Origin of the sequence: Streptomyces sp. NPDC087859, assembly GCF_044742595.1 — a bacterium.
Taxonomy (GTDB): Bacteria; Actinomycetota; Actinomycetes; order Streptomycetales; family Streptomycetaceae; genus Streptomyces; species Streptomyces canus_F.
Genome location: NZ_JBIUUU010000005.1, coordinates 300,641 through 323,840, shown reverse-complemented (window position 1 = coordinate 323,840; position 23,200 = coordinate 300,641). Strand labels below are relative to the sequence as shown.

The 23,200-nt window shown below is 69.1% G+C and carries 21 protein-coding genes and 5 pseudogenes; 5 read left to right on the top strand and 21 right to left on the bottom strand.

What is annotated here, in order from left to right; all coding sequences use genetic code 11:
- Positions 1–202: 202 nt before the first annotated feature.
- Positions 203–739, top strand: a pseudogene (locus ACIOHP_RS14125) (RNA-guided endonuclease TnpB family protein); the annotation flags it as partial.
- A gap of 13 nt (positions 740–752) precedes the next feature.
- On the opposite strand, the gene ACIOHP_RS14120 reads toward ACIOHP_RS14125, so the two are convergent.
- The 6 genes and pseudogenes from ACIOHP_RS14120 to ACIOHP_RS14095 form a co-directional block, all read right to left on the bottom strand.
- On the bottom strand, positions 753–1,436 hold the full coding sequence (locus ACIOHP_RS14120; RefSeq protein ID WP_401887031.1) for a response regulator: 684 nt from the start codon (positions 1,434–1,436) through the stop codon (positions 753–755).
- 112 nt (positions 1,437–1,548) lie between these two features.
- A complete protein-coding gene (locus tag ACIOHP_RS14115; RefSeq protein WP_401887028.1) occupies positions 1,549–2,217 on the bottom strand; it encodes a potassium-transporting ATPase subunit C in 669 nt (222 codons plus the stop codon).
- 6 nt (positions 2,218–2,223) lie between these two features.
- The gene (gene kdpB, locus ACIOHP_RS14110; protein WP_401887025.1) at positions 2,224–4,356 is read right to left on the bottom strand and encodes a potassium-transporting ATPase subunit KdpB; all 2,133 of its coding nucleotides are present in this window, start codon (positions 4,354–4,356) and stop codon (positions 2,224–2,226) included.
- Entirely contained in the window at positions 4,353–6,017 is a 1,665-nt protein-coding gene (gene kdpA, locus ACIOHP_RS14105; protein WP_401887022.1) for a potassium-transporting ATPase subunit KdpA, read from the bottom strand. The genes kdpB and kdpA overlap by 4 nt, the downstream gene beginning before the upstream one ends.
- Before the next feature lie 8 nt (positions 6,018–6,025).
- On the bottom strand, positions 6,026–6,115 hold the full coding sequence (gene kdpF / locus ACIOHP_RS14100; RefSeq protein ID WP_016434100.1) for a K(+)-transporting ATPase subunit F: 90 nt from the start codon (positions 6,113–6,115) through the stop codon (positions 6,026–6,028).
- 231 nt (positions 6,116–6,346) lie between these two features.
- Positions 6,347–7,084 (bottom strand): annotated as a pseudogene (locus tag ACIOHP_RS14095) (amino acid permease); the annotation flags it as partial.
- Positions 7,085–7,355: 271 nt separating this feature from the next.
- Between ACIOHP_RS14095 and ACIOHP_RS14090 the strand changes: the two are divergent.
- Positions 7,356–7,616, top strand: coding sequence for a hypothetical protein (locus tag ACIOHP_RS14090; protein WP_401887019.1), 261 nt, complete (start codon positions 7,356–7,358; stop codon positions 7,614–7,616).
- A 562-nt stretch (positions 7,617–8,178) separates the two neighbouring features.
- Here ACIOHP_RS14090 and ACIOHP_RS14085 read toward each other — a convergent pair.
- From ACIOHP_RS14085 to ACIOHP_RS14065, 5 genes are all read right to left on the bottom strand, one after another.
- Positions 8,179–8,478: a hypothetical protein gene (locus ACIOHP_RS14085; RefSeq protein ID WP_401887016.1), complete on the bottom strand. Its 300-nt coding sequence runs from the start codon at positions 8,476–8,478 to the stop codon at positions 8,179–8,181.
- A 132-nt stretch (positions 8,479–8,610) separates the two neighbouring features.
- Positions 8,611–9,420, bottom strand: coding sequence for an SDR family NAD(P)-dependent oxidoreductase (locus ACIOHP_RS14080; RefSeq protein WP_401887013.1), 810 nt, complete (start codon positions 9,418–9,420; stop codon positions 8,611–8,613).
- 49 nt (positions 9,421–9,469) lie between these two features.
- On the bottom strand, positions 9,470–9,607 hold the full coding sequence (locus ACIOHP_RS14075) for a hypothetical protein (RefSeq protein WP_401887010.1): 138 nt from the start codon (positions 9,605–9,607) through the stop codon (positions 9,470–9,472).
- Positions 9,608–9,715: 108 nt separating this feature from the next.
- Positions 9,716–11,143, bottom strand: coding sequence for a coniferyl aldehyde dehydrogenase (locus tag ACIOHP_RS14070; protein WP_401887007.1), 1,428 nt, complete (start codon positions 11,141–11,143; stop codon positions 9,716–9,718).
- 11 nt (positions 11,144–11,154) lie between these two features.
- A complete protein-coding gene (locus tag ACIOHP_RS14065; RefSeq protein WP_401887004.1) occupies positions 11,155–11,991 on the bottom strand; it encodes an SDR family NAD(P)-dependent oxidoreductase in 837 nt (278 codons plus the stop codon).
- Positions 11,992–12,064: 73 nt separating this feature from the next.
- On the opposite strand from ACIOHP_RS14065, the gene ACIOHP_RS14060 reads away from it, so the two are divergent.
- Positions 12,065–12,655 (top strand): TetR/AcrR family transcriptional regulator, encoded by a 591-nt coding sequence (locus ACIOHP_RS14060; RefSeq protein WP_401887002.1) that lies wholly within the window; start codon positions 12,065–12,067, stop codon positions 12,653–12,655.
- Here ACIOHP_RS14060 and ACIOHP_RS14055 read toward each other — a convergent pair.
- The 5 genes from ACIOHP_RS14055 to ACIOHP_RS14035 all read right to left on the bottom strand — a co-directional run bounded on the left by ACIOHP_RS14055 (position 12,616) and on the right by ACIOHP_RS14035 (position 16,809).
- A complete protein-coding gene (locus ACIOHP_RS14055) occupies positions 12,616–13,071 on the bottom strand; it encodes a Tn3 family transposase (protein ID WP_401887000.1) in 456 nt (151 codons plus the stop codon). The two genes, ACIOHP_RS14060 and ACIOHP_RS14055, sit on opposite strands and share 40 nt — an antisense overlap.
- 50 nt (positions 13,072–13,121) lie before the next feature.
- On the bottom strand, positions 13,122–13,355 hold the full coding sequence (locus ACIOHP_RS14050; protein WP_401886997.1) for a hypothetical protein: 234 nt from the start codon (positions 13,353–13,355) through the stop codon (positions 13,122–13,124).
- Positions 13,356–13,523: 168 nt separating this feature from the next.
- Positions 13,524–15,224, bottom strand: coding sequence for an alpha-amylase family protein (locus tag ACIOHP_RS14045; RefSeq protein WP_401886995.1), 1,701 nt, complete (start codon positions 15,222–15,224; stop codon positions 13,524–13,526).
- Positions 15,215–16,219, bottom strand: a complete 1,005-nt coding sequence (locus ACIOHP_RS14040) for a TIGR03885 family FMN-dependent LLM class oxidoreductase (RefSeq protein WP_401886992.1) — start codon at positions 16,217–16,219, stop codon at positions 15,215–15,217. Before ACIOHP_RS14040 ends, ACIOHP_RS14045 begins: the two co-directional genes overlap by 10 nt.
- Before the next feature lie 296 nt (positions 16,220–16,515).
- Positions 16,516–16,809, bottom strand: coding sequence for a hypothetical protein (locus tag ACIOHP_RS14035; protein WP_401886989.1), 294 nt, complete (start codon positions 16,807–16,809; stop codon positions 16,516–16,518).
- Positions 16,810–16,870: 61 nt separating this feature from the next.
- On the opposite strand from ACIOHP_RS14035, the pseudogene ACIOHP_RS14030 reads away from it, so the two are divergent.
- Positions 16,871–17,038: pseudogene (locus ACIOHP_RS14030) on the top strand (IS110 family transposase); the annotation flags it as partial.
- A gap of 725 nt (positions 17,039–17,763) precedes the next feature.
- Here the strand turns inward: ACIOHP_RS14030 and ACIOHP_RS14025 are convergent.
- Both ACIOHP_RS14025 and ACIOHP_RS14020 read right to left on the bottom strand, forming a co-directional pair.
- Positions 17,764–18,045: a helix-turn-helix domain-containing protein gene (locus ACIOHP_RS14025; RefSeq protein ID WP_401886986.1), complete on the bottom strand. Its 282-nt coding sequence runs from the start codon at positions 18,043–18,045 to the stop codon at positions 17,764–17,766.
- A gap of 82 nt (positions 18,046–18,127) precedes the next feature.
- A pseudogene (locus tag ACIOHP_RS14020) lies at positions 18,128–18,487 on the bottom strand (MerR family transcriptional regulator); the annotation flags it as partial.
- A 179-nt stretch (positions 18,488–18,666) separates the two neighbouring features.
- Here ACIOHP_RS14020 and ACIOHP_RS14015 point away from each other — a divergent pair.
- Complete coding sequence (locus ACIOHP_RS14015) at positions 18,667–19,605, top strand: alpha/beta hydrolase family protein (protein WP_401886983.1); 939 nt, start codon at positions 18,667–18,669, stop codon at positions 19,603–19,605.
- A gap of 37 nt (positions 19,606–19,642) precedes the next feature.
- On the opposite strand, the pseudogene ACIOHP_RS14010 reads toward ACIOHP_RS14015, so the two are convergent.
- The 3 genes and pseudogenes from ACIOHP_RS14010 to ACIOHP_RS14000 all read right to left on the bottom strand — a co-directional run.
- Positions 19,643–19,798: pseudogene (locus ACIOHP_RS14010) on the bottom strand (IS5/IS1182 family transposase); the annotation flags it as partial.
- A 79-nt stretch (positions 19,799–19,877) separates the two neighbouring features.
- Entirely contained in the window at positions 19,878–20,216 is a 339-nt protein-coding gene (locus tag ACIOHP_RS14005; protein ID WP_401886981.1) for a hypothetical protein, read from the bottom strand.
- Positions 20,217–20,302: 86 nt separating this feature from the next.
- The gene (locus tag ACIOHP_RS14000) at positions 20,303–23,089 is read right to left on the bottom strand and encodes a protein kinase (RefSeq protein ID WP_401886978.1); all 2,787 of its coding nucleotides are present in this window, start codon (positions 23,087–23,089) and stop codon (positions 20,303–20,305) included.
- Positions 23,090–23,200 lie beyond the last annotated feature (111 nt).

The following is a 23,200-nucleotide window of genomic DNA, read 5'->3' as shown; positions in this document are numbered from 1 at the left end:
CCGCCGCCCGGGCCGCCCCCCGGCTGGGCGCCGCTCTGTCGTTCTGTCCGCTCGGACAGCTGGAGACAGCGGCGGAATCCGAACCCGCATCACTCGCTGTGCAGGCTTGTCGGTGCTGGTCAGGGCGTAATCCGGATGCGGTCCGTCTCGTTCATCGGCTCTGTCCTTCGTGGATACCCCGGCCTTTAGGCCGGGGAGGGAGCGAAGCTCCTGTGGCTCCAACAACCGGGAGAAGGCCCGACGCAGGGTCGCCCGGGTGCATGCGCGGATCGTCGACCGGCGCCGTGACGTCCTGCACAAGCTGTCGACTCGACTCGTCCGCGAGAACCAAACGGCCGTGATCGAAGACCTCACCGTCCGCAACCTGCTGAAGAACGGCACACTCGCACGCGCCATTTCCGATGCGTCGTGGACACAACTGCGCTCCATGCTGGAGTACAAGTGCGCCTGGTACGGGCGTGAACTCGTCGTGATCGACCGCGTCTTCCCCAGCAGCAAACTGTGCGGGAACTGCGGCACGGTCGCGGCGAAGCTGCCGCTGAACGTCCGCGAATGGACGTGCGCCTGCGGCACCGTGCATGACCGCGACCTCAACGCGGCACGCAACATCCTGGCCGCCGGGCTGGCGGCGTCTGCCTGTGGAGACGGTGTAAGACCTCAACGGGATTCCTCCCGGACGGGGCAGTCGTCGCTGAAGCAGAAACCCCAGCGGGCGACCGCTGGAATCCCCCGCCTTTAGGCGGGAGAGGAAGTCAACCTTCGAAGCGGTAGCCCATGCCGGGCTCGGTGATGAGGTAGCGAGGGTGGGCGGGGTCCGCTTCCAGCTTGCGCCGCAGCTGGGCCATGTAGACCCGCAGGTAGTTGGTCTTGTTGCCCTGGGTGACGCCCCAGACCTCCTGGAGCAGGTGCTTCTGCGTGATCAGCCGTCCCGGGTTGGTGATCAGGATCTCCAGCAGGTGCCACTCGGTGGGCGTGAGGCGTATGTCGCGGCTGTCCTTGCGCACCTTCCTGGCCAGCAGGTCGATGCTGAAGTCCGCCGTCTCGACCCGCGTCGTCCCGGTGGCGAGCGGCACGTCCTCGGTGCGCCGTACGGCGGCCCGTAGCCGGGCGAGGAGCTCGTCCATGCTGAACGGCTTGGTCACGTAGTCGTCGGCGCCCGCGTCGAGCGCGGCGACCTTCTCCTCGGACGCCTGCCGGGCGGACAGCACCAGGATCGGCACCCGGGTCCAGCTACGCAGGCCCTTGATGACCTCGACGCCGTCCATGTCGGGCAGGCCCAGGTCGAGCATCACGACATCGGGTTGCCGGGCGGCCGCGAGCCGCAGCGCGGTGGCGCCGTCGGGGGCCGCGTCGACCCCGTACCGGCGTGCCTGGAGATTGATGATGAGGGCCCGTACGAGCTGTGGGTCGTCCTCCACCACCAGCACCCGTGTCATGGGCGTGCGCCTTCCTGTCGTACCTCGTGGCGGCGTATCTGTTTCAAGACCGCGGGAGTCGGCGCACCCGGTCGTCCGGGCCGCCGACTCCCCTGTGGGTCGTGTAACGCCATCAGCTCTTGGCCACGAGTGCCTTGAGCGCGATGTTGAGCTCCAGGACGTTCACCCGGGGCTCCCCGATGAAGCCGAGGGTGCGGCCCGTGGTGTGGTCGTCGACCAGTTTCTGCACCTGGGCGACGGGCAGTCCGTTCTTCTCGGCGATCCGGTGGACCTGGAGGTCGGCGTAGGCCGGGGAGATGTCCGGGTCCAGGCCGGAGCCGGAGGACGTCACCGCGTCGGCGGGCACTTCGGACGCCTCGACCTTGTAGTCGGCGGTCGAGTTGTCCTTGATGACGGCGGCCTTGGCGGCCTTGACCCACGCGATCAGGTCGGCGTTGTCACCGGAACGGTTGGTGGCGCCGGACAGGATCAGCGAGTACTGCGTGTTGACGCTGTTCGTGCCGAGGCCGTTCTGCGGGCGGCCCTGGAACCACTTCAGGTCGGGCGACGCGGTCTCCTCGCCCTTCTTCAGCGGCAGGTTGTACGACTGCCCGATCAGGGACGAGCCGACGACCTTGCCGTCCGCCTTGACCTCCGAGCCGTTCGCCTTGTCGTTGAAGAGTGCCTGGGCGATGCCGGTGACGACCAGCGGGTAGATGACGCCCGTCACCAGGGTCAGCACGAGCAGGGCCCGCAGGCCCGCCCCGAGCAGCCGGGCGGTGTTCGTAACCGAGTTGTTCATGACGGGTCAGCCGATCCCGGGGATGAGGGAGATGAGCAGGTCGATGATCTTGATGCCGACGAAGGGCGCGATCAGGCCGCCGATGCCGTAGATCGTGAGGTTGCGCCGCAGCATCTTGTCGGCGCTGACCGGCCGGTACTGCACACCCCGCAGGGACAGCGGCACCAGCGCGATGATGATCAGCGCGTTGAAGATGACCGCGGACAGGATCGCGGAGTTGGGCGAGGACAGGCCCATGATGTTGAGCTTGTCCAGGCCCGGGTAGACCGCCGCGAACAGCGCCGGGATGATCGCGAAGTACTTCGCGACGTCGTTGGCGATGGAGAACGTCGTCAACGCGCCCCGGGTGATGAGGAGTTGCTTGCCGATCTCGACGATCTCGATGAGCTTGGTCGGGTTGGAGTCCAGGTCCACCATGTTCCCGGCCTCCTTGGCGGCCGAGGTACCGGTGTTCATCGCCACGCCCACGTCCGCCTGGGCCAGCGCGGGCGCGTCGTTGGTGCCGTCACCGGTCATCGCGACGAGCTTGCCGCCGGCCTGCTCCCGCTTGATGAGGGCCATCTTGTCCTCGGGGGTGGCCTCCGCGAGGAAGTCGTCGACGCCCGCCTCCTCGGCGATCGCCTTGGCCGTCAGCGGGTTGTCACCCGTGATCATGACGGTCTTGATACCCATGCGGCGCAGCTCCTCGAACCGCTCCCGCATGCCCTCCTTGACCACGTCCTTGAGGTGGATGACGCCCAACACCCGGGCACCTTCCGTGTCTTCGACGGCCACAAGGAGCGGAGTACCGCCCGCCTCGGAGATGCGGTTGGAGAGGGTGTCGGCGTCGTCGGAGACCGTGCCGCCCTGCTCCTTGACCCAGGTGATGACCGAACCGGCCGCACCCTTGCGGATCTTCTTGCCGTCGACGTCCACGCCCGACATGCGGGTCTGGGCGGTGAAGGCGATCCACTCGGCACCGGCCAGCTCGCCCTGCTGGCGCTCGCGCAGGCCGTACTTCTCCTTCGCCAGGACGACGATGGAACGGCCCTCGGGCGTCTCGTCGGCCAGCGAGGAGAGCTGGGCGGCGTCGGCCACCTCGGCCTCCGTCACCCCGCTCACCGGCACGAACTCGGACGCCTGACGGTTGCCGAGGGTGATGGTGCCCGTCTTGTCGAGCAGCAGCGTCGACACGTCACCGGCGGCCTCGACCGCCCGGCCGGACATGGCCAGTACGTTGCGCTGCACCAGCCGGTCCATGCCCGCGATGCCGATCGCGGAGAGCAGCGCGCCGATGGTGGTCGGGATGAGGCAGACGAGCAGCGCCACCAGGACGACCATCGTCAGGTGGGTGCCCGCGTAGTCCGCGAACGGGGGCAGGGTCGCCACCGCGAGCAGGAAGACGATCGTCAGCGAGGCGAGCAGGATGTTGAGCGCGATCTCGTTCGGCGTCTTCTGCCGGGCCGCGCCCTCGACGAGGTTGATCATGCGGTCGATGAAGGTCTCGCCGGGCTTCGTCGTGATTTTGATGACGATGCGGTCGGACAGCACCTTCGTACCGCCGGTGACGGCTGAGCGGTCGCCGCCGGACTCCCGGATGACCGGGGCCGACTCACCCGTGATCGCCGACTCGTCGACCGACGCGACGCCCTCGACGACGTCACCGTCGCCGGGGATGATGTCGCCGGCCTCGCAGACGACCAGGTCGCCGATCCTCAACTCCGTACCCGGGACCTGCTCCTCACGGTCCCCGACGAGTCGCCGCGCCACCGTGTCCGTCTTGGCCTTGCGCAGGGTGTCCGCCTGCGCCTTGCCACGGCCCTCGGCGACGGCTTCCGCCAGGTTGGCGAAGACGACCGTCAGCCACAGCCAGGCGCTGATCGTCCAGCCGAACCAGTCGCCCGGGTCCTTGAAGGAGAAGACGGTGGTCAGCAGCGAACCGATCCACACCACGAACATCACGGGCGACTTGACCATCACCCGGGGGTCGAGCTTGCGGAAGGCGTCCGGCAGTGACTTCAGCAGCTGCTTGGGGTCGAAGAGGCCCGCGCCGACACGGCCCTCGGGGGACTTGTGCCCGGTGGGTACGTCGCTGTGCGGCGCCCGGGTCGGGGTGGCTGTGGACATGGAGTCCTCTGACTTCTCTATACGGGTGGTCATGACGCCAGCCCCTCGGCCAGCGGACCCAGCGCCAGGGCCGGGAAGTACGTCAGACCGGTGATGATGAGGATCGCGCCCACCAACAGGCCGGTGAACAGCGGCTTCTCGGTGCGCAGGGTGCCCGCGGTCGCCGGCACCGGCTTCTGCTCGGCGAGCGAACCGGCCAGCGCCAGGACGAACACCATCGGCAGGAAGCGGCCCAGCGCCATGGCCAGACCCAGCGTGGTGTTGAACCACTGGGTGTCGGCGTTCAGACCGGCGAAGGCCGAACCGTTGTTGTTCGCAGCCGAGGAGTAGGCGTAGAGGATCTCGGAGAAGCCGTGGGCCCCCGAGTTCGTCATCGAGTTGCCCGGCGTGGGCAGTGCCATCGCCGCCGCGGTGAAGATGAGCACCAGCGCCGGGGTGACGAGGATGTAGCAGGCCGCGAACTTGATCTCGCGGGTGCCGATCTTCTTGCCCAGGTACTCGGGCGTACGGCCCACCATCAGACCGGCGATGAACACCGCGATGATCGCCATGATCAGCATGCCGTAGAGGCCGGATCCGGTACCGCCGGGCGCGATCTCACCGAGCTGCATGCCCAGCATGGTGATGCCGCCGCCCAGACCCGTGAACGAGGAGTGGAAGGAGTCCACCGCGCCGGTCGAGGTCAGGGTGGTCGACACCGCGAAGATCGACGAGGCGCCGACCCCGATACGGGTCTCCTTGCCCTCCATCGCCCCGCCCGCGATCTCGAACGCCGGGCCGTGGTGGGCGAACTCGGTCCACATCATCAGCGCGATGAAGCCGACCCAGATAGTGCCCATGGCCGCGAGGATCGCGTAACCCTGCTTGATCGAGCCGACCATGATGCCAAAGGTGCGGGTCAGCGCGAACGGGATCACCAGCAGCAGGAAGATCTCGAAAAGGTTCGTGAACGGGGTCGGGTTCTCGAACGGGTGAGCGGAGTTGGCGTTGAAGTAACCGCCGCCGTTGGTCCCGATCTCCTTGATGGCCTCCTGCGAGGCGACCGCGCCACCGTTCCACTGCTGCTGCCCGCCCATGAACTGGCCGACCTCGTGGATGCCGGAGAAGTTCTGGATCGCACCGCACGCCACCAGGACGATCGCGGCGACCACGGACAGCGGCACCAGGATGCGCACGACGCCACGCACCAGGTCGGCCCAGAAATTGCCGAGCTCACCGGTCCGCGAGCGCGCGAACCCGCGCACCAGCGCCACCGCGACGGCGATACCGACGGCCGCGGAGACGAAGTTCTGCACGGCCAGACCGGCGGTCTGCACGACGTGACCCATGGCCTGCTCGCCGTAGTACGACTGCCAGTTGGTGTTCGTCACGAACGAGACCGCCGTGTTGAACGCCTGGTCCGGGTCGATCGCGGAGAAGCCCAGCGAACCGGGCAGCACACCCTGGAGCCGCTGGAGCGTGTAGAGGAAGAGCACACCCACCGCGGAGAAGGCGAGGACACCGCGCAGGTACGCGGGCCAGCGCATCTCGGTGTCCGGGTTGGCACCGATGCCCTTGTAGATCCACTTCTCCACGCGCCAGTGCTTGTCGGAGGAGTAGACCTTGGCCATGTAGTTGCCGAGGGGGATGTAGGCGAGTGCCAGTGCCCCTATGAGAGCGAGCAGCTGGAGCACGCCTGCGAGTACGGGACCCATGTCAGAGCTCAGAACCTCTCCGGGAAGATCAGGGCGAGGACGAGATAGCCCAGCAGGGCGACGGCCACGACGAGGCCGACGATGTTCTCGGCGGTCACAGCTTCGTCACCCCCTTGGCGACAAGAGCCACCAGCGCGAACACCGCGATCGTGGTGACGACGAAGGCCAGATCGGCCATCGCGAACTCCTAGAACTAGAAGAGGTTCGGAAGAGATACGGACAGATAGAGGAAACCCCGCCCCTGACCGGAATCGGCCGCCCGTTGACGAGTCCCTTACGGCGGCCCTCACACCTTTGACGGGACTCTTACGGCCCCGCCCCCACGACCCTCACAGCAGGCGGAAACGGAGCCGGCAGATCACGGCGTCCGTCTCCCGCCGCACGGCGTGGGCGACGACCGCGCCCCGCTGATTCTGGAGGAGCCGCTGCCACAGCCGCTCCGGCTCGGCCTCCGGGATCAGCACCGTCACCCGGGTGGCCGGTTCCGAGGCCATGACCTCCTGGACGTAGGCGGCGATGGGGCGGCCCAGGGAGCGCCGCTCACACGACAGCCGGACCAGCGGCACACCCGGGTCCCACTCGGCCCAGGAGCGCTCCAGGGCGTGCAGGGCGGCCTGGTCCTCGGGGTCCGGGTAGCAAACGGTCACCGCACGGACCTCGTCGCCGAGAGAGGAGGCCGCCGTAAGAGCCTCCGAGGTCAGCCGGGACAGGGACGAGACGGGCACGATCACCAGCGAACGCTCACGGTGCGGGGGCTCGGGGACACGGCCCAGACCGAGCCGCTCACCGATCCGGCCGTACGCGCGGTGGACGGCGCCGAAGGCCGCGACCAGCAGCGGCAGCGCGATCACGATCAGCCAGGCGCCCTCCTGGAACTTCTCCAGCGTGACGACGACCGTCGCCACACCGGTGAGCGCGGCCCCGAAGCCGTTCAGCAGCGCCTTGCCCCGCCACCCCGCGCCGCGTTCGAGGCGCCAGTGCCGGACCATGCCGACCTGGGCGATGGTGAACCCGACGAAGACGCCGATGGCGAACAGCGGCACGAGGGTGTTGGTGTTGCCGCCAGCAGCCGCAGAACTTCGACGCGGCCATCCACCAGGAACACGCCGCACTGTTCCGGGAGGGCCTGGCCCTCCTCTCCGACGCTCCGCCGGAACGCCGTGCGCCGCTCGAGGAAATGATCGCGCTGGCCGAGTTCCTCGCGGAACGCCTGCCCAGGCTGGTGGACGAGTGGCAAGCGCACCGCGACGACCTGCGCGCCTCGGGGCGACTTGCCCGACCCCGGCGAGCAGCCGGGCCGGCCGGCCCATGACCACCAACGGGGAAAGGTTGCCCACCATGTCCGAACCCGACTTGTCCGAACTGCGGGAACGCGCCGAGAACGGTGACACCGACGCCGCCGACGAACTCGTCCAACTCGCCTCGGAGCAGAGCGACCTCGAAGAACTCCGGCGACTCTCCGACGGCGGCAACGCCACGGCCACCGACGAGCTGATCCAACTCGCCACCGAGCAGGACAACCTGGAGGAGCTTCGGCGGCTGGCGGATCGCGGCAACACCACGGCTGCCGAACAGCTCGCGGAAATCGTCGGCGACTGACCTCACCGGAACCACACAGGGACCGCGAGGCCACGCCGGACGAACCGACGTCCCGCCCGTTCACTTCCTTCCGCTGCCGGCGCACCTCGGCGTCCATGGCTGAGCGGTCCGGTTCGGCCGCCCTGGAGTGTGACTGTCCGGTTCACCGGTTCGGACACGCCGCCGACAACGGGATGCGGCAGCCACGCTGCTGCCTGCTCACCTCCCGGAACTGCCCGGCGGCCAGCGTCCAGTGCACCTCGGGGAGCATCTGCCCAAGGGCAAGGAACCGCCCGACGCCCTCGGGGCATTGGCAAATGAACAGGTTCGACGCCGACGCCGCGATCGTCGGACGCCGCTGTGCGGCAAGTTTCCGGACCGCAGCCAAGTTCTTGACTTCAGGCCGCGGATGGCATCGTCGACAGCCAAGCTGCGACCGTCTGGGCTCAGTCGACGCGCTCCTCATCGGCCCGCGGTCGCGTCGCGCGTCCACTCGCCTCGATGATCCCCGGTCGGCGCCCTTCGGTGTCGCGGTGGGCCATGGAGTCCCAGCTCAGACACCAGCCGCGTACTAGCCGGGTGATCACGCGCCCGCGGCGGCTTGTTCGTCGTGTTCCCACAACATCCGCATCACGGCATCGGGCGAGGGGCGCTGGCCCTTCTTCACGCCCGTGGTGATGACGCGTTCGCGGATGTATTCGCGCTCCATGCCGGATATCGCGGCGAGCACCGTGAACACGATCCCGAAGGGGTCGTGCAAGCCCTTGAACTCCCCGGTGAGGAACTCCAGGCCGACGTCGCTCACCCTCAGCTCCTCAGCGAGCATGGCAAGTTCGATGCCACGGATCTCCCCGGCGAGTGTCACGGCGAGCTCGGGGCGCATGGTGGCGCGAGCGCCGTGTTCGCGCGGACTGGTGCTCGTGTGCAGAGCGGTCGGCGTCGCCTGCGCTCAGGTCGTGGTCTCGCCGGGGCGGCAGAAGTCGGGGCTCTCCAATGGACGGTGGCCCGGAGCAGGTCAGTGGCCAGGTCGGCTCGAGCGCATCTGCCACTGGGTCATCGCGCCGAAGGCGAGAACGTTGGCTCGGCGGGTGGTGAAGCGCGAGGTGAGGGTCATCACCCAGTTGAAGGAGCCGGAGACGACGCTGGGCGGAGGGTTGCGCCGGTCCAGCGTGCGCAGCGCGGTCGTGACCACCTGACTCGGCGTCTGCAGCCGGACACCGCGGGCCATGTCGTCGGAGCCGGCCGCGTCGAAGAACTCGGTGCGGGTCGGACCCGGGGAGAGAGCGAGCACGCGCAGCCCTGTCCCTCGCGATTCCTGCCACAGCGCCTCGGTGAAACTCAGCACGAAGGCCTTGGTCGCCCCGTAGACGGCGGCGTTCGGCCACGGCTGGTACCCGAGGGAGCTGGCAACGTTGACCAGGACACCGGTCAGCTGGCCGATGAACGCCCTGGTGACGTCGACCAGGCTGGCCACGTTCAGGCCGATCTCCTGCTGGACCCGTGCCGCATCCTCCTGGCGGAACGGGCTGTGGGTGCCGAAGCCGGCGTTGTTGACGAGGCTGGTGACGGTGATCCCGCGCCGGGCCACCTCCTTGGCTAGCGCTTCGCCCGCGGCCGGCACGGTGAGGTCGAAGGGCACCACCGTGACGGTGATCCGGTGCTTCGAGGACAGTTCGTCGGCCAGGGCCTGAAGTCGGTCCGCCCGGCGGGCGACCAGCACGAGGTCCGAGCCGCGCTCGGCGAACTGGCGGGCGAACTCCGCGCCAAGGCCGGCACTCGCCCCGGTGATCAAGGTGGTCTGGGTGCGGTAGTCGATCTTGTTCATGGCGGTCGGGGAGGCGGCGCCCTCGCGGGTGCCTCTTCCCCTGCTCCTTTCAATCCTTGCGACGGTCGGCGACCGTCATCTGGTGCTCATCTGTTGCCGAGGCGGGCTCGGAACTCGCCTGGGCGATGGTCGTGACGTTTGAGGTGTCCGTGTCCCCGGTGACGAGAACGAGGTCGTGATCAGCCATCGGGGGCCTCCTTGCGGAGGTGTGCGCCTCGGTGGATTGGTCTCGCCGAACGGGCAGCCGCACTTGTGCGAGGGGTGCTGGGGGGCGGCGGCGCCGGTGCTGCTTCCTTTACCGGAGCAGGAAGTTGAGAAGGGTTTCGGTGCGCTTGTTGAAGGGGGCGCGCAGCATGCGGGTGGCGTTCCAGCGGCCCTGTACGTGGATGCCCTTGGGGTGGCTGAGCGTGCGGAATCCTTCGATGCCGTGGTACTTGCCCATCCCGCTGGCGCCGACGCCGCCGAAGGGGAGGTCGTCCTGCGCGACGTGCATGATGGTGCCGTTGACGGTGACGTTGCCGGAGGTCGTGCGGTTGAGGACCTTGCGCCGGTCGGGGCCGTTGTCGCCGAAGTAGTAGAGGGCGAGCGGCCGCGGCCGTGCGTTGACGTAGTCGATGGCGTCGTCGATGTCGCGGTAACCGAAGATCGGCAGGATGGGACCGAAGATCTCCTCGTGGGCGATGCGCATGTCGTCGGTGACGCCGAGCACGACGGTCGGTGCGAGGGTGTGCGGACGGCGGGCCGCGTCGCCCGGCCGGTGACCGACCTCGATGATCCGCGCCCCGTGAGCGCGGGCGTCCTCTATCAGGCCGGTGAGGATCCTGTACTGCTTGTCGTCGATGATCGAGGTGTAGTCGTCGCTGGTCGGGCCGTCGGGGTAGGCGGTCTTCACCAGCCGGTCGTAGGCGGCGATGAAGGCATCGATCTCGGATTCGTGCACCAGGGCGTAGTCGGGGGCGATGCAGGTCTGCCCGCCGCTGAGAAGTTTGCCGAAGACGATGTCGGACACGGCCTGGTCCCGGACGTGTCCCTTGGCCACGATGGTCGGGGACTTGCCGCCGAGTTCCAGCGTGACGGGGACGAGGTGGTCGCCGGCCGCCTTCATCACGGCCCGCCCGACCTCGGTGCTGCCGGTGAAGACGAGATGGTCGAACGGCAGGGAGGAGAACGCGGAACCGTCGCCGCTGACCATCGTGACCTGCTCCGGCGGGAAGAGCTCGCTGAGCATCGACGCGAGCACCGCGTTCGTCGCCGGGGTCAGCTTCGACGGCTTGAGCATGACGCGGTTGCCGGCCGCGATCGCGGTAACGACGGGCATCAGCGACAGATTGACCGGATAGTTCCACGGCGAGATGACGCCGACCACGCCGAGCGGCTGGTATTCGATGCGGTTGCTGCCGAAGCGCAGCAGCAGCTCGATGTGGCGGTGGGTCGGGCGCATGAACCGGCGAAGGTTGCGGTGCAGGTAGTCGATGCCCTGCACGACGCCCACGACTTCCATCAGCGCGCTCTCGTGTCGCGAGCGATGCCCGAAGTCGGCGTCGATCGCCTCCTCGATGTCGCCACGCCGGGCGATCAGCGCCTTCTTGAACCTGGTCAGATCGCTGCGCCGGGCCTCCAGGGAGGGCGCTCCGTCGCGGAGGTAGGCGGCGCGCTGGGTTTGGAGAATGTGGTGGAAGCGCTCCGCGTCGGTGGGCTGTGCGGTGACGTCGGTGATGGTCATGATCGTGTTCCTTAGCTGATGGTGAGGGAACTGTTGGTGAGGGCGACGGGGTGCTGCGGGCGCTGGCGGCGGTCCATCCAGCCCATGAGCCGGACCATCGAGCGGCGCGGCAGGAGCCTCCCGAGGAGAGCGACTGACCGGCCGTTGGTGACCACCGACGGGGGCGCGGACCGGCGGTCGAGCGTGTCGAGGGCGATCCTCACGACCTGCTCGGGGGTTGCCCGCTTCGTGCCGTAGTCGGCGGAGCTGCCGGCGACGTCGTAGAACTCGGTCCGGGTGGCACCGGGGCACACGGCCAGAACGCGCAGACCGGTACCGCGGGTCTCCTCCCACAGCGATTCGGTGAAGTTGAGAACGAAGGCCTTGGTGGCGCCGTAGACACCCATGTACGGGGTCGGCTGGAAGCCCAGCAGGCTCGCGACGTTGATCAGGACGCCGGTGTCGGCGGAGGACAGCGGGCCGATGTAGGCGCGGCTGAGGTCGACCAGCGCGCTGACGTTCAGCGCGATCATGCTCTGCAGGCGGTCGGGATCCTCGTCGCTGAACGCGTCGTGGGTGCCGAAGCCGGCGTTGTTGACCAGTCCGGTGGCGTGGATGCCGCGGGACTCGAGTTCGGCGCGCAGCGTGCGGCCGGCGTCGGGCCGGCCGAGGTCGCGGGCGACGGCGGTCACCGTGACGCCGTGGGCGCGAGTGAGTTCGGCGGCCAGGCTCTCGAGCCGGTCCGCCCGACGGGCCACGAGCACGAGGTTCGCGCCGCGGCGGGCCAGCTGGCGGGCGAATTCGGCGCCGAGGCCGGAGCTGGCGCCGGTGACGATGACGGTCTGGCGGCGGTAGTCGATGTCGCTCATGGCATTCACTCTACGCACGCTTTTACACTGAGTGCAAATAGATGCATCGTGTGAGGCGAAGTACCATGGGTGCATGACTCGGAAACCGGCCCCTATCCGGGAGCAGACCCGCTCCGTGGTTCGATCACTGCTGGCCCGGACCGCCATCGAGCTGTTCGGCGCCAAGGGCTTCGACAACACGACTCTCGATGAGGTCGCCGCGGCTGCGGGCGTCTCCCGGCGGACCCTGTTCAACTACTTCCGCAACAAGGAAGACCTCGCGCTCAGCGGCCTGGACGAACAGGGCGAACTGATCGCCGCGCGCCTCGCCGAGCGCCCGGCCGGCGAGGACGCCTGGACGGCGCTGCGTGCGGCGTTCCAGGTGCTCGAGGAGATCGACATAACAGCCGAAGGGCGCCTGGAGTTCATCACGCTGCTGTTCGGCAACGACTCCCTACGCGCCGGACACGCCGAGAAACAGGCCCGCTGGCAAGACCTGTTCGCTCCGCTGATCGAGCCGCGACTGCCCGACTCCGACCGCCGCACCCTGCAAGCCCGCGCGATCGCGGCCGCAGCGATCGTCTGCATGCAGGCAGCCAACGAGGAATGGGTACACCTGGGCGGACAGGTCGACATGTTCGACCTCTACGACACCGCCGTACAGGCCATCCGCCGCCCCACCTGAAACCCGCCGCATCCAGCTCCACCACGCTCGCCGGCGTAGGGACCACGGCCCGAACCGCCTGACCGCTCAGCAGGACCGAACAATCCGGCCTGGGTGCCGTACAAGGTGACGTTGGCGCGGCGCCTGGGCCAGATGTGCGGCAGCAGGTCGTCATCAACGGGTCGGCCGGCCCGGCGCAGCGCGGTGACTGCGAGGCCGTAGTACTCCGTGGTCCAGGTGACGATCGCGGTGGTGGCCAGCGTCAGGCACCACATCCGCTCGGTTACTGCTCGCAGTGCCGGCGCCGGATCCGCACCCTCGCCGACGTAGGCGAATTCCCGGCGCAGGGCGTGCAGGTTCTCGCCCTTGTTCAGCCGCCGGGCGATTCGCCGCCGGCACGACTCGCGCGGCCAGATACCGAGCCGCGCCCACGGCAAGACTCCCGCCGCCGCTCAAGAAGACCGCCCAGCCTGCCACGGGCAGCCCTTCATCGTGTTCTCGTGCTCGGTCGATCGGTGGCGTCCGCCAGGATGCGGGGTCGAGGCAGCGTGAGCCCCAGGTCGAGGCGCTTGTCCATGTCCAACCTCGCGGCGTCGAGGGTGGCCTGACGGCGGGCGGCGCGCGCTACGTAGGCGTTGAGACTCATCCCGGCCGCCTCGGCGCCGACCCAGATCGAGGGCGCGAGTCCATCCGGGATTCGCAGGGTCATGTCTACGGTCATGAACTCGGGCTAGCTACCGTGAAGTGGTGGCTGCCAAGGGCCATGCCGTCCCCCGCGTGCTGGCGTCCACCAAGCTGATCGAAGCCCGCGCACACGCCCGCGAGAACGATCCCCGGGCGCGGCACACCGGGGGTCCGACGATGACTCGGGGCCCCGCTCATGGGCCTGTCAGCCGGACGCGATGCTTTCGGGGTCGTCCGCCGGGGTGCCGACGCGGAGCCACCGATAGCCGTACGGGGGCAGGTCGACGGGGAACATGCCGTCCTCGCCTGCATTGAGACCGGTGTGTCCCTCGTCGAGCAGGTCCGTCAACCGTCCGCCGGATCCGGCCTCGGCCAGTTCCAGCCGTACGGTGTGCGGCCGGTCCGCGAAGTTGTGTACGGCCAGCACGGTGCCGTCACCGGCGCGGCAGACATGCGCCAGCACGGCGTCCTCCCCCGTCGTGAGCAAACGGTAGTCACCCCAGGCCAGTTCGGGGGCCTCCCGGTAGCGTTCGATGAACAGACGCATGCGGCTCAGCAGGGAAGCAGGATCGCGGCTCTGCTCATACACGTTGATCTTCTGGGGACCGAACGCGCCGTCCACCAGCGGGTTGGGGAAGGCGTCCGGCTCGGCGGTGGAGAACCCGGCGCCCTGCTGCGGGGTCCACTGCATCGGGGTGCGTACGGCCTGGCGTCCCTCCGCGGCCAGGTTCTCGCCCATGCCGAGTTCCTCGCCGTAGAAGAGCACGGGGGTGCCCGGCAGGGTGAACAGCAGGCTGTAGGCCAGTTCGACGCGACGTCGGTCGCCGTCGACCATGGGCGGGAGCCTGCGCCGCAGCCCTCGGTCGTACAGCTGCATGTCCTTCTCCGGGCCGAAGGACGCGAACACCTCGGCCCGTTCGTCGTCGCTGAGTTTGTCGAGGGTGAGTTCGTCGTGGTTGCGCACGAACACGGCCCAGTGGGCGTCGCGCGGCGCCGCGGGACGGTCGCGCAGTGCGGCGGCCAGCGGCCTGGCGTCGTGGCGTGCCATCGACAGGTACATCTGCTGCATCGCGACGAAGTCGAAGCACATGGTGAGTTCGTCGCCACGGTCCGAGGAGGGGTCGCCGAAGAAGCGGGTGGTGCCGTCGTAGGGCAGGTTGACCTCTCCGAGCAGGACCGACTCGCCGTTGCGGCGGCCGAGGAAGGCACGCAGGTCGGCGAGGTACTCGTGCGGGTCGGGCAGTCCCCCCGCGTCGCTCTGTCCGTCGGTCTCCAGCAGGAAGGGCACGGCGTCGACCCGGAAGCCGGACAGGCCGAGCTGGGTCCAGAAGCCCATGATGCGGGCTATCTCGTCACGGACCTCCGGGTGGGCGACGTTGAGGTCGGGCTGCTGCTTGTAGAAGCGATGCAGGTAGTACTGGCCGGTGCCCTCGTCGTACTCCCACAGGCTGTCCTCCGCGTCGGGGAAGACCACGCCCTGAGGGCCGTCCTTGGGGGGCTCGTCCTTCCAGACATACCAGTCGCGATGGGCGGAGTCCCGGCCGGAGCGGGCGTCCTTGAACCAGGGGTGGTCCTCGGAGGTGTGGTTGACGACGAGATCGGCGATCACGCGGATGCCGCGGTCGCGCGCGGTACGGACGAACTCGGCGAAGTCGCCGAGGGTGCCCAGGCGCGGGTCCACGCCGTAGAAGTCCGTGATGTCGTAGCCGTCGTCGCGCTCCCGCGTGGGATAGAAGGGCATCAGCCACACACAGGTCACGCCGAGGCGCACCAGGTGGTCGATACGCTGGGTGAGCCCCGCGAAGTCTCCGATGCCGTCGCCGTTGCCGTCCTGGTACGTCTCGACGTCCAGGCAGTACACCACCGCGTTCTTCCACCACAGGTCGGACGTGCGTGTCAGACGCATCGGTATTCCTTGGCCGTGGCAGGGATCGGGCGGGTCACGTCGAGTCGCGGCAGTACCTCGGTGCCGAACGCGTCGATGAACGCGGCCTGTTCTCGGCCCACATGGTGCAGCATCACCGCGTCGAACCCCAGGTCTGCGTACTCCTGGAGCCGGGCGGCGTGTCGGCCGAGGTCGGAGGAGACGTCGACCGTGCGCGCCACCTGCTCGGGGGTGACGTGCTCGCTGACGACGTCGAACAGTTCTGCGGAGTCGAGGTCCCAACTGACGGGCGGGGCGTGCACGTTGGTCCGCCACTGGTCGTGCGCGAGGGCGAGTGCCTCGGCCTCGTCGGGCGCCCAGCTCAGGTGCACCTGGAGGTGGAGGGGTCCACAGCCGCCTGCGTCACGGTACGCGCCGATGATCTCGCGCAGACGTTCGCGCGGGGCGTTGACCGTGATCAGTCCGTCCGCCCACTCGGCGCACCAGGCCGCGGTGGCAGTGCTGCACGCGGCTCCTACCAGCGGCGGTTCCTCGGGCGGCAGCGTCCACAGCCGGGCCCGGTCCACCCTCACCAGCCCGTCGTGGCTGACCTCCTCGCCCCGCAGCAGCGCCCGGATGACGTCGACGCACTCCCGCAGGCGCGCGGAACGGGTGTCCTTGCGGGGCCAGCCCGCGCCGGTGATGTGTTCGTTGGAGGCCTCTCCGGTGCCGAGCGCGGTCCAGAACCGCCCCGGGTTCATGGACGCGAGCGTGGCGATCGCCTGGGCGACGACGGCGGGGTGGTAGCGCTGGCCGGGCGCGTTCACCACACCGAACGGCACCTGGTCGGTGGCCTGGAGGGCGGCTCCGAGCCATGACCAGGCGAAGCCGGACTCCCCCTGACGCACGCTCCACGGCGAGAAGTGGTCCGAGCACATGGCGGCGGTGAAGCCCGCCTGCTCCGCGCGTACCACGGCGTCGAGCAGATCCGCGGGTGGAGTCTGCTCGTGCGAGGCGTGTAATCCGTAGACAGTCATGGCATGCGACTACCCCCCGGACGGCCCCTCAGCGGGCGCCGGCCCCGTGGGTGTCGGCGTCGTCGGAACTCCCGCGCCGCACGATGCGCGTGGTGGGGTTGCAGGGCGCGGGAGCTTCCAGAGGGGCCTCGGAGGACGTCCACGAGGGAGCGACCTCCGGCGACCTCAAGAGGCCCGCTCCGGCGAGAGCTGTCTGCGCCATGCGTCGGCGACTGCGTCGTCCTCGGCGCCGACGGCTTCGTGTCCGGCCGAGCGCCACCGCGGGCCCTCAGGCCCCGGGCTCGCATGTCCGCGTGTCAGGTGCTCGCGTGGCGACGGACGGCCGGCCTCCGTGGAGCCGCGTGGTGGGCGGGCCGGTCGGCGTCCGGGGACCGGTGCTGCCACAGCCACAGGGTCGTCGCGGACAGCAGCCCGGCGAAGACGACCAGAAGGAGTACGGGCACCCACATCTGCCGACTGCCGGGGTTCTGCCAGCCTCCCCAGGCTGCCGTGGCCGCCCACAGAAGAGCGCCCAGCGCGTAGAAGGCTCGGATGCGGCGCATCTGCCGTACCGCCCGCAGGAGCTTGGAGTGATCGTTCTTCGGTGCCATGCGCAGCCGTGTACCCCCTATCTCTCCTCTCGATCAGCCTGAGGAGGACTTGTCACAGCGGGCATATGCCGGACTCACCCCGCCCACGAAGTCCTCGAGGGCCTCGATCCACGGCGAACACGCCCCACGCGGCGGTAACCGCCACCTCAAAGGCGCGATGTTCCTGTCCGCGTCAGCCGCCCGGACGGGGCACTCTCGACAGGTTCCACGGTCTCCAACTCCACGGCAGTGTCAGTCACTTGACGCCTCTCCCATGATCGTCGGATCCGCCGCTAGATTTACAATCCCGATCGACGAACGACAGGCCGCCGACCGCGAGGAAGCAGCCCGCCTGCGCGAACATCGCCCAGTTCAGTGAGCTACCACGGCCTATGGATCACGGTCATCTGCGAAGTCCTGGGCACCGGCACGGAGAACCGTCACCCCGAAGGCGCCCGTGCCAAGCTCAAACACCTCGCGAGCCGCAGCATCCTCACCGAACCCGAATCCGGCCTGTTCACCATGCCCCGCTTCGCGGGCGGTCGAGGGTCCGCCCCGGCCAGACCAAGCGCCGCCGCAACGACCGGGGATGCTGGCCCAGGTGAGCGGCAGCGGGCCGCGGCTGCCTCCGACAAAGTGAACCCGCGCGAAGGCTCACAGAACACCCGGGACGGCCAGTCCGGCCGCCGTGTTCAGTGTGTGCGGATGCTCCGCCCTCGACACTCGACAGGGCGTCTCCAGCGTCCTCTCGTCCTGGTCTTCGCCCAGCCGCCGTTCGGCGTCGGCGGCCAGGTGCTCGAAGGTAACCGGCCGCAGCGGTGTACAGGCCTGCGTGTCACAGAGCCGCTCAGATCGTCGTACGGCCGAGGGGGCGGGGGATCGTGACGCTGGGGAGGCGGCACAGGGCGCCGCGGATGGCTACCGGCCGTGGCATCCGACGCCGTACTGCACGCCACCTCCCGCCGCCGGGCTGCATCATGCCCGTACGTCAGCTGCGTGCCGATCGACGGACCGGCCCGCCGCGACCTCCGGAGCTGCGAGTCCTTCGGCGGTGAACCGCTTACGCCAGCGGCGCACGGTGTCAAGGTGCAGCCGGAGCGTGCGGGCCGTGACGGCATTCGCGGTGCCCTGTGCGCAGGCCAGGGCGACATGCGCCGCTGCACCCGCCGCAGCGGCGCCGTTCGCGAGCTCGCCAGTTCTCGTACCAGCGGGCTGGTCACTGTTCCAGAGCACCGCAAACGGACTGGACGACGTCATCCTCCGCCTTCCCGAGCCTCTTGATACCAGGGAGGGTAGCGCCGTTGACCTGCGCCGGAGCGGGCGATGCCGGATCGGGCCGGCAGGGGGTACCGGTGTCCATCGATGCGGAAGCGCTGGCGATGACCAAGTCGAGCCGGTCTCGGGTATGTGTGAGGTCGGCGATGTGCTGGTCGATGTGACCGCGCTCCACAGTCAGGCGGTCCAGGAGTTCAGGTGTGGCCTTGCCGTCGATGACGCATGGCGTGAGCTCGGCGATGGTCTTGCTCGACAGGCCGGCGGTGAACAGCTCTCGGATCAGGAGGATCCGGGCGACCGCGGTTTCCGGGTAGTGGCGCTGGCCGGTGTGGCTGCGCTCGGAGGTGAGCAGGTTCTGCTCCTCGTAGTACCGCAGGGCCCGGGTGCTGACGCCTGTGCGGCGGGCGAGTTCCCCAATGCGCATTCTGAGCTCCATGTGAACTACGCCATAACGACTTGCCTTTGACGTCGACGTCAAGTTTTAGCGTAGCTGACATGACCCCAGGGATTTCGCCCGATACGTCATGGATCAACGCCGGACGCATCCTCAACCTCAAGATCACCTGACCCGCCACTCGCAGCGCACCGGAAAGAAGCACGCACGTGACTACCCATCAGACAACCGGCCTCACCGGCCCCGCTCCCACCCCGACCGTGACGGTCAAGCCGATCGTGCTGCCTGCCCCCCAGCGCGGCCAGGACCTGCACGTACGCGTTTCCGCACCGCTCACCGGCACACGCCTGCCGATCGTGCTCTTCGCACACGGATTCGGGTCCGACCTGGACGGCTACGCACCGCTGGTCGACCACTGGGCCTCTCATGGCTTCGTGGTGATTCAAGCCACGCATCTCGACTCCAAGCGGGTCGCCATCGCCGCGGACGACTCCCGCAGGCCCCACCTATGGCGTCACCGCGTGCAGGACATGAAGCGCATCCTGGATGAGCTCAAGCCGCTGGAGGCATCCGTGCCCGGCCTGTCCGGCCGGGTCGACCACAGCCGCATCGTCGCAGCGGGCCACTCCTTCGGAGGCCAGACCGCCGGCATCCTGGTAGGTCTGCGCGTCACCGACCCCCAGACCGGCACCGCCGACGACCTGTCCGACTCCCGGGTCATGGCCAGCATCCAGCTGGCCACGGCCGGCAAGGGCGGCGACGAACTGACCCCTTTCGCCCACGAGAACCTTCCCTGGCTCCGCGACCAGGACTTCTCCCACATCACCGCCCCGGGACTGGTCGTCGCCGGCGACAAAGACGATCTCCCGCTCACCACCCGAGGCCCCGCCTGGACAAGCGACCCCTACACCCTCAGCCGCGGCAACAAGAGCCTGCTCACCGTCTACGGCGGCGAGCACTTCCTCGGCGGCATCTCCGGCTACCGGGCAGCAGAGACCACCGACGAGGACCCCAACCGCGTCGCCCTCGTCCAGCAGGTCACCCTCGCCTACCTACGCCACATCACCGGCATCAACCACACCGACTGGCAGATGGCCCGATCCGCCCTCGCCGAAGCCCACGCGCTGGGGCGGCTGGACAGCATGTGACCCTCGGCGGTTGAAGTACACGCCTTCGTCCGCCCAGCACCAGCAACACCCGCTCGGCCAACGGCAACCGCCACGGCCACCCCCATCCGCAGTCGACACCGCCGCGTTCCCGCACTGCCTTCGGCAGCCGTCCGAACTGCTCGACCCGCAGCCCGGTGAACGCTTCCGTTTTTAGCCCGTGGGCAGTTCTCAAGAACGAGAGGAGAAGATCCGTCACCGTGCTTACGTGCTGGAGAAGCGGGGCTGGCTGCTGCGGGCGAAGGACGGGCGGTTCACGCCCGCACCCGGAACAGTCGGCCGGACGCGAGCCGGCGCGGAGCGTCTTCGGCCAGGCGCCGGGACAGCCTGATCACGGCGGCCCACCACACCATCTGGGCGTGATGGTCGAGGCGGTGATCGTGGTCGCGGTTGAGGCGGCGTGAGCGGGACAGCCGGCTCAGCGTGCGCTCCACCACCCACCTGCGGGGCAGTACGACACATTCACGTTGCCCGTCGGAGCGGCGCACGACCTCGATCCGGACTTCGTGGCGGGCGAACGCCTTCGCCGGCGCCGGACCCTGGTGGGCACTGTCGACCCACACCAGCTTCAACAGCCGGCCCCGCTGGTCCATGAACGTCTCCAGCAGCGCGGGGCGGCCTTGGAGTCGTGCGTCATGACATCGGCCGTGGTCACGAAATCCGGTTTGCCACAACGCACTCAGCCCGTCTGGGCGGACCTCAGCGCTGCCAGCAGCGAACGAGCGTCCCGGACCGTGGGGTGGCCGTCACCGAGACGTACGGCGACCTCGTCCACGACGCGTTCGGCGTAAGCCGTGCCGCTTGTCCCGTCGCAGCCGAGCATGGCGTGGGAGACCTTGAGGCGCAGGGCCAGGGGGTGGTCCTCGCCGAGCCGGGAGCGCGCCTCCGCTGCGAAGGCGCCACATTCCCGGCGTACCTGGTCGGTCGGCTTCGAGCCGCCTTCGCGTTCCCAGGCGAGGACTTGGGCTTCGAGGTCCCGGGCCGCGGTGTCGGGGGTGCGGGCCTCGGGTGGTGTGTCACTGGTGTCGCCGCCCGTCGCCGGCCGTGCGGCGACCGTGGTGTCGTCCAGCCCCTCGAGCCGAGTGTGGACGAGCGTCTCGAAGCGGCGGGTGGCCGGGAGAGCCGCGTGCTCGCGGATGAGGGTCGTTGCCTCGGCCGGCAGGGACGGCGGGGCGCAGCGTTCCGCCTCCGGTCCGAGGGGTGCGCCCGCAGGACCGGCCCCGAGGGCCGCGGCGACCTCGGCGGGGGTCGGCCGCCGGGCCGGATCGGCCTGCAGACACGACCGCACCACCTGCTCCAGTTCGGCGGGCAGACCCTCCAGGTCGGGCGTGCCGTCGCAGATGTTGCTCATCACGGCGAGAACCTTCCTGCCCCAGGGAAGGCGCCCCAGGGCGAGGCGGGCGAGGAGCGTGCCGAGGGAGAACACGTCGCTGGCCGGGGTGAACTGCTGGTGCTCCCGGATCTGTTCCGGCGAGGCGTAGGCGTACGTTCCGGCGAACCCGCTCCGGGGCTCGGTCAGCTGTTCGATCTGCGCGATACCAAAGTCGATGACGCGGGGGCCGTCCTCGGTCAGCAGCACGTTCGCGGGTTTGAGGTCGAGATGCACGATGCCCTCGGCGTGAATGGCGCTGAGCGCGGAGGCGATGCCCGCACCGATGCCGCGGACGGTGGCGGTATCCAGGGCGCCGCACCGCTCGGCCACCTCCTGCAGCGAGGGCGCGGCCACGAACGGCACGGCCATCCAGGGGGTCTCGCCGCTGGTGTCGGCGGCGATCACGGGCACGGTGAACCGGCCGCTGACCCGCCGGGCCGCCTGCACCTCGTGCGTGAACCCGTCCCGGATCGAAGAGTCGGCCGCGTACTCCGCGTGCAGGGTCTTGACCGCCACCATGACACCGTCCGCATCCTGGCAGAGGTAGACGCGACCGAACCCGCCCTCCCCGACACGCTCCAGGACCTCGTAGGGACCGAAGGCCGCCGGATCCTCCATCGTCCGCGCGGACGTGGCCCGCGCCACCTGCCGCCACTCCCCCAGGGCCTCGGCTTCGGCATGGACGTCCGTGGGACCACCCTGGGCACGCGCGGGGGCGGGTTCCGGCTGCGCCGGCTCGTCGTCCACCACGACGAGCGACACCGAATGCGCCGTGCCGTCCCGGAAGGAGTAAGCCTGCACGTTGACATTGCCGGCGCCCTCACTGGAGACGTAGACGCCGAGCAGTCCCAGTCGCTCGCACAGAGCGATCTCCTCGGGTATCGGCCGGCGGTCCGCACGGGCGAAATAGAAGGCACGGGCCTCGCACCCCTGGTCGGCCACGTGCTGGATCACAGTGCGCCACTGCGCGACGCTGACCCGGTGCGGTCGTGTGTCATCGGCATCACCGCTGACCGGGAAGACCTGGGCGATATGCCGGGCGCGGGGTTCGCGTGCCAGCAACCCGAAGGCCGTGGCGGGTGCCGCCTCCACCTGCCTGGCGAGCAGGGTTCCCGCCGTGTCGCCGATGTGCAATTCCGTCGTCCCGGCTGCCCGAGCGAGTCCATCGCGTTGCCGGGACAGCGTGTCGTACTCGGGAGAACCCGGGCCCTCCCCCCGTAGCTCCATGCACGCGAGCACTTTCCCGAAACAGGCAACGGCTTCGGCCAGGCCTTCTGGGTCATCCGTCTGCATGGCCACCTTCGCCTGCGAGACCAGCGCGCCGAGCGTCCGATCACTGCCCGCGCCGTACAACTCCTCACATTTCTCTGCTATTTGACCGTACATTCGGGCGGCCCTTCGCAGGTCACCGCTCCGCTCGATCTCCGCGGCCGCCGCGACGAGTCCCTCCAGGCTGTCGTGTCCCCGCTCATGACCGAAGGGCAGCCCGCCGGCGAGTTCGGCATAACGCTGTCGGGCGATACCAGTGAGCCGGTGCTGCGAACCGAGCTCGCCCTCGGCGGTCTTCAGCATCCGGGTGAAGGTGCGCAGCGCGGCCGCGTTGTCGCCGGCCTGCTGCTGCCAGTGGCCCATGTCGCAGAGCAGGTTGAGCGCGGCCTCGGTACGGTCCTCCTGCTCGGCCCAGCGGTGCATCTCCTCGTAACGGAGTACGGCTTCCTCGGCCCGCCCTGCCCGGCCATGCCAGTGGGCGAGCTGGTGGCGGGCCAGGCCGGTGTCCTGATGCCGCGGTCCCTGGAGCCGCTCACGGTCGGAGAGGAGCTGCGCGAACAACTGCACCGCGCCCTCCGGATCGCCCGACTCCCCTGTCCAGTGGGCGAGTTGATGCCGCAGGGCCAGGGTGTCGGGGTCGTCGGGCCCGGGCGCGGCCGTCGCACGAACGACCAGTTCGCGGTACCGCTTCACCGCCTTGCCGGGCCTGCCCTGCCGACCGTCCTGCTCGGCCGAGGCACTGCCCTCCCGCAACCGCGCGATCACCTCGGCCGCCGACTCACCGGACTCCGGAGTGCCGTTCCGTCGCTTGCCGATCCAACGCATACAGACCCCCGGAGCTGTCGATCGGCCGACATCCCGCCCTGCAGGCAGACCGGATGAAGGGCCCGTACACGGCAAAGTACCGTTCCCGCATAAGTGAGCGGGAGTGGGTCG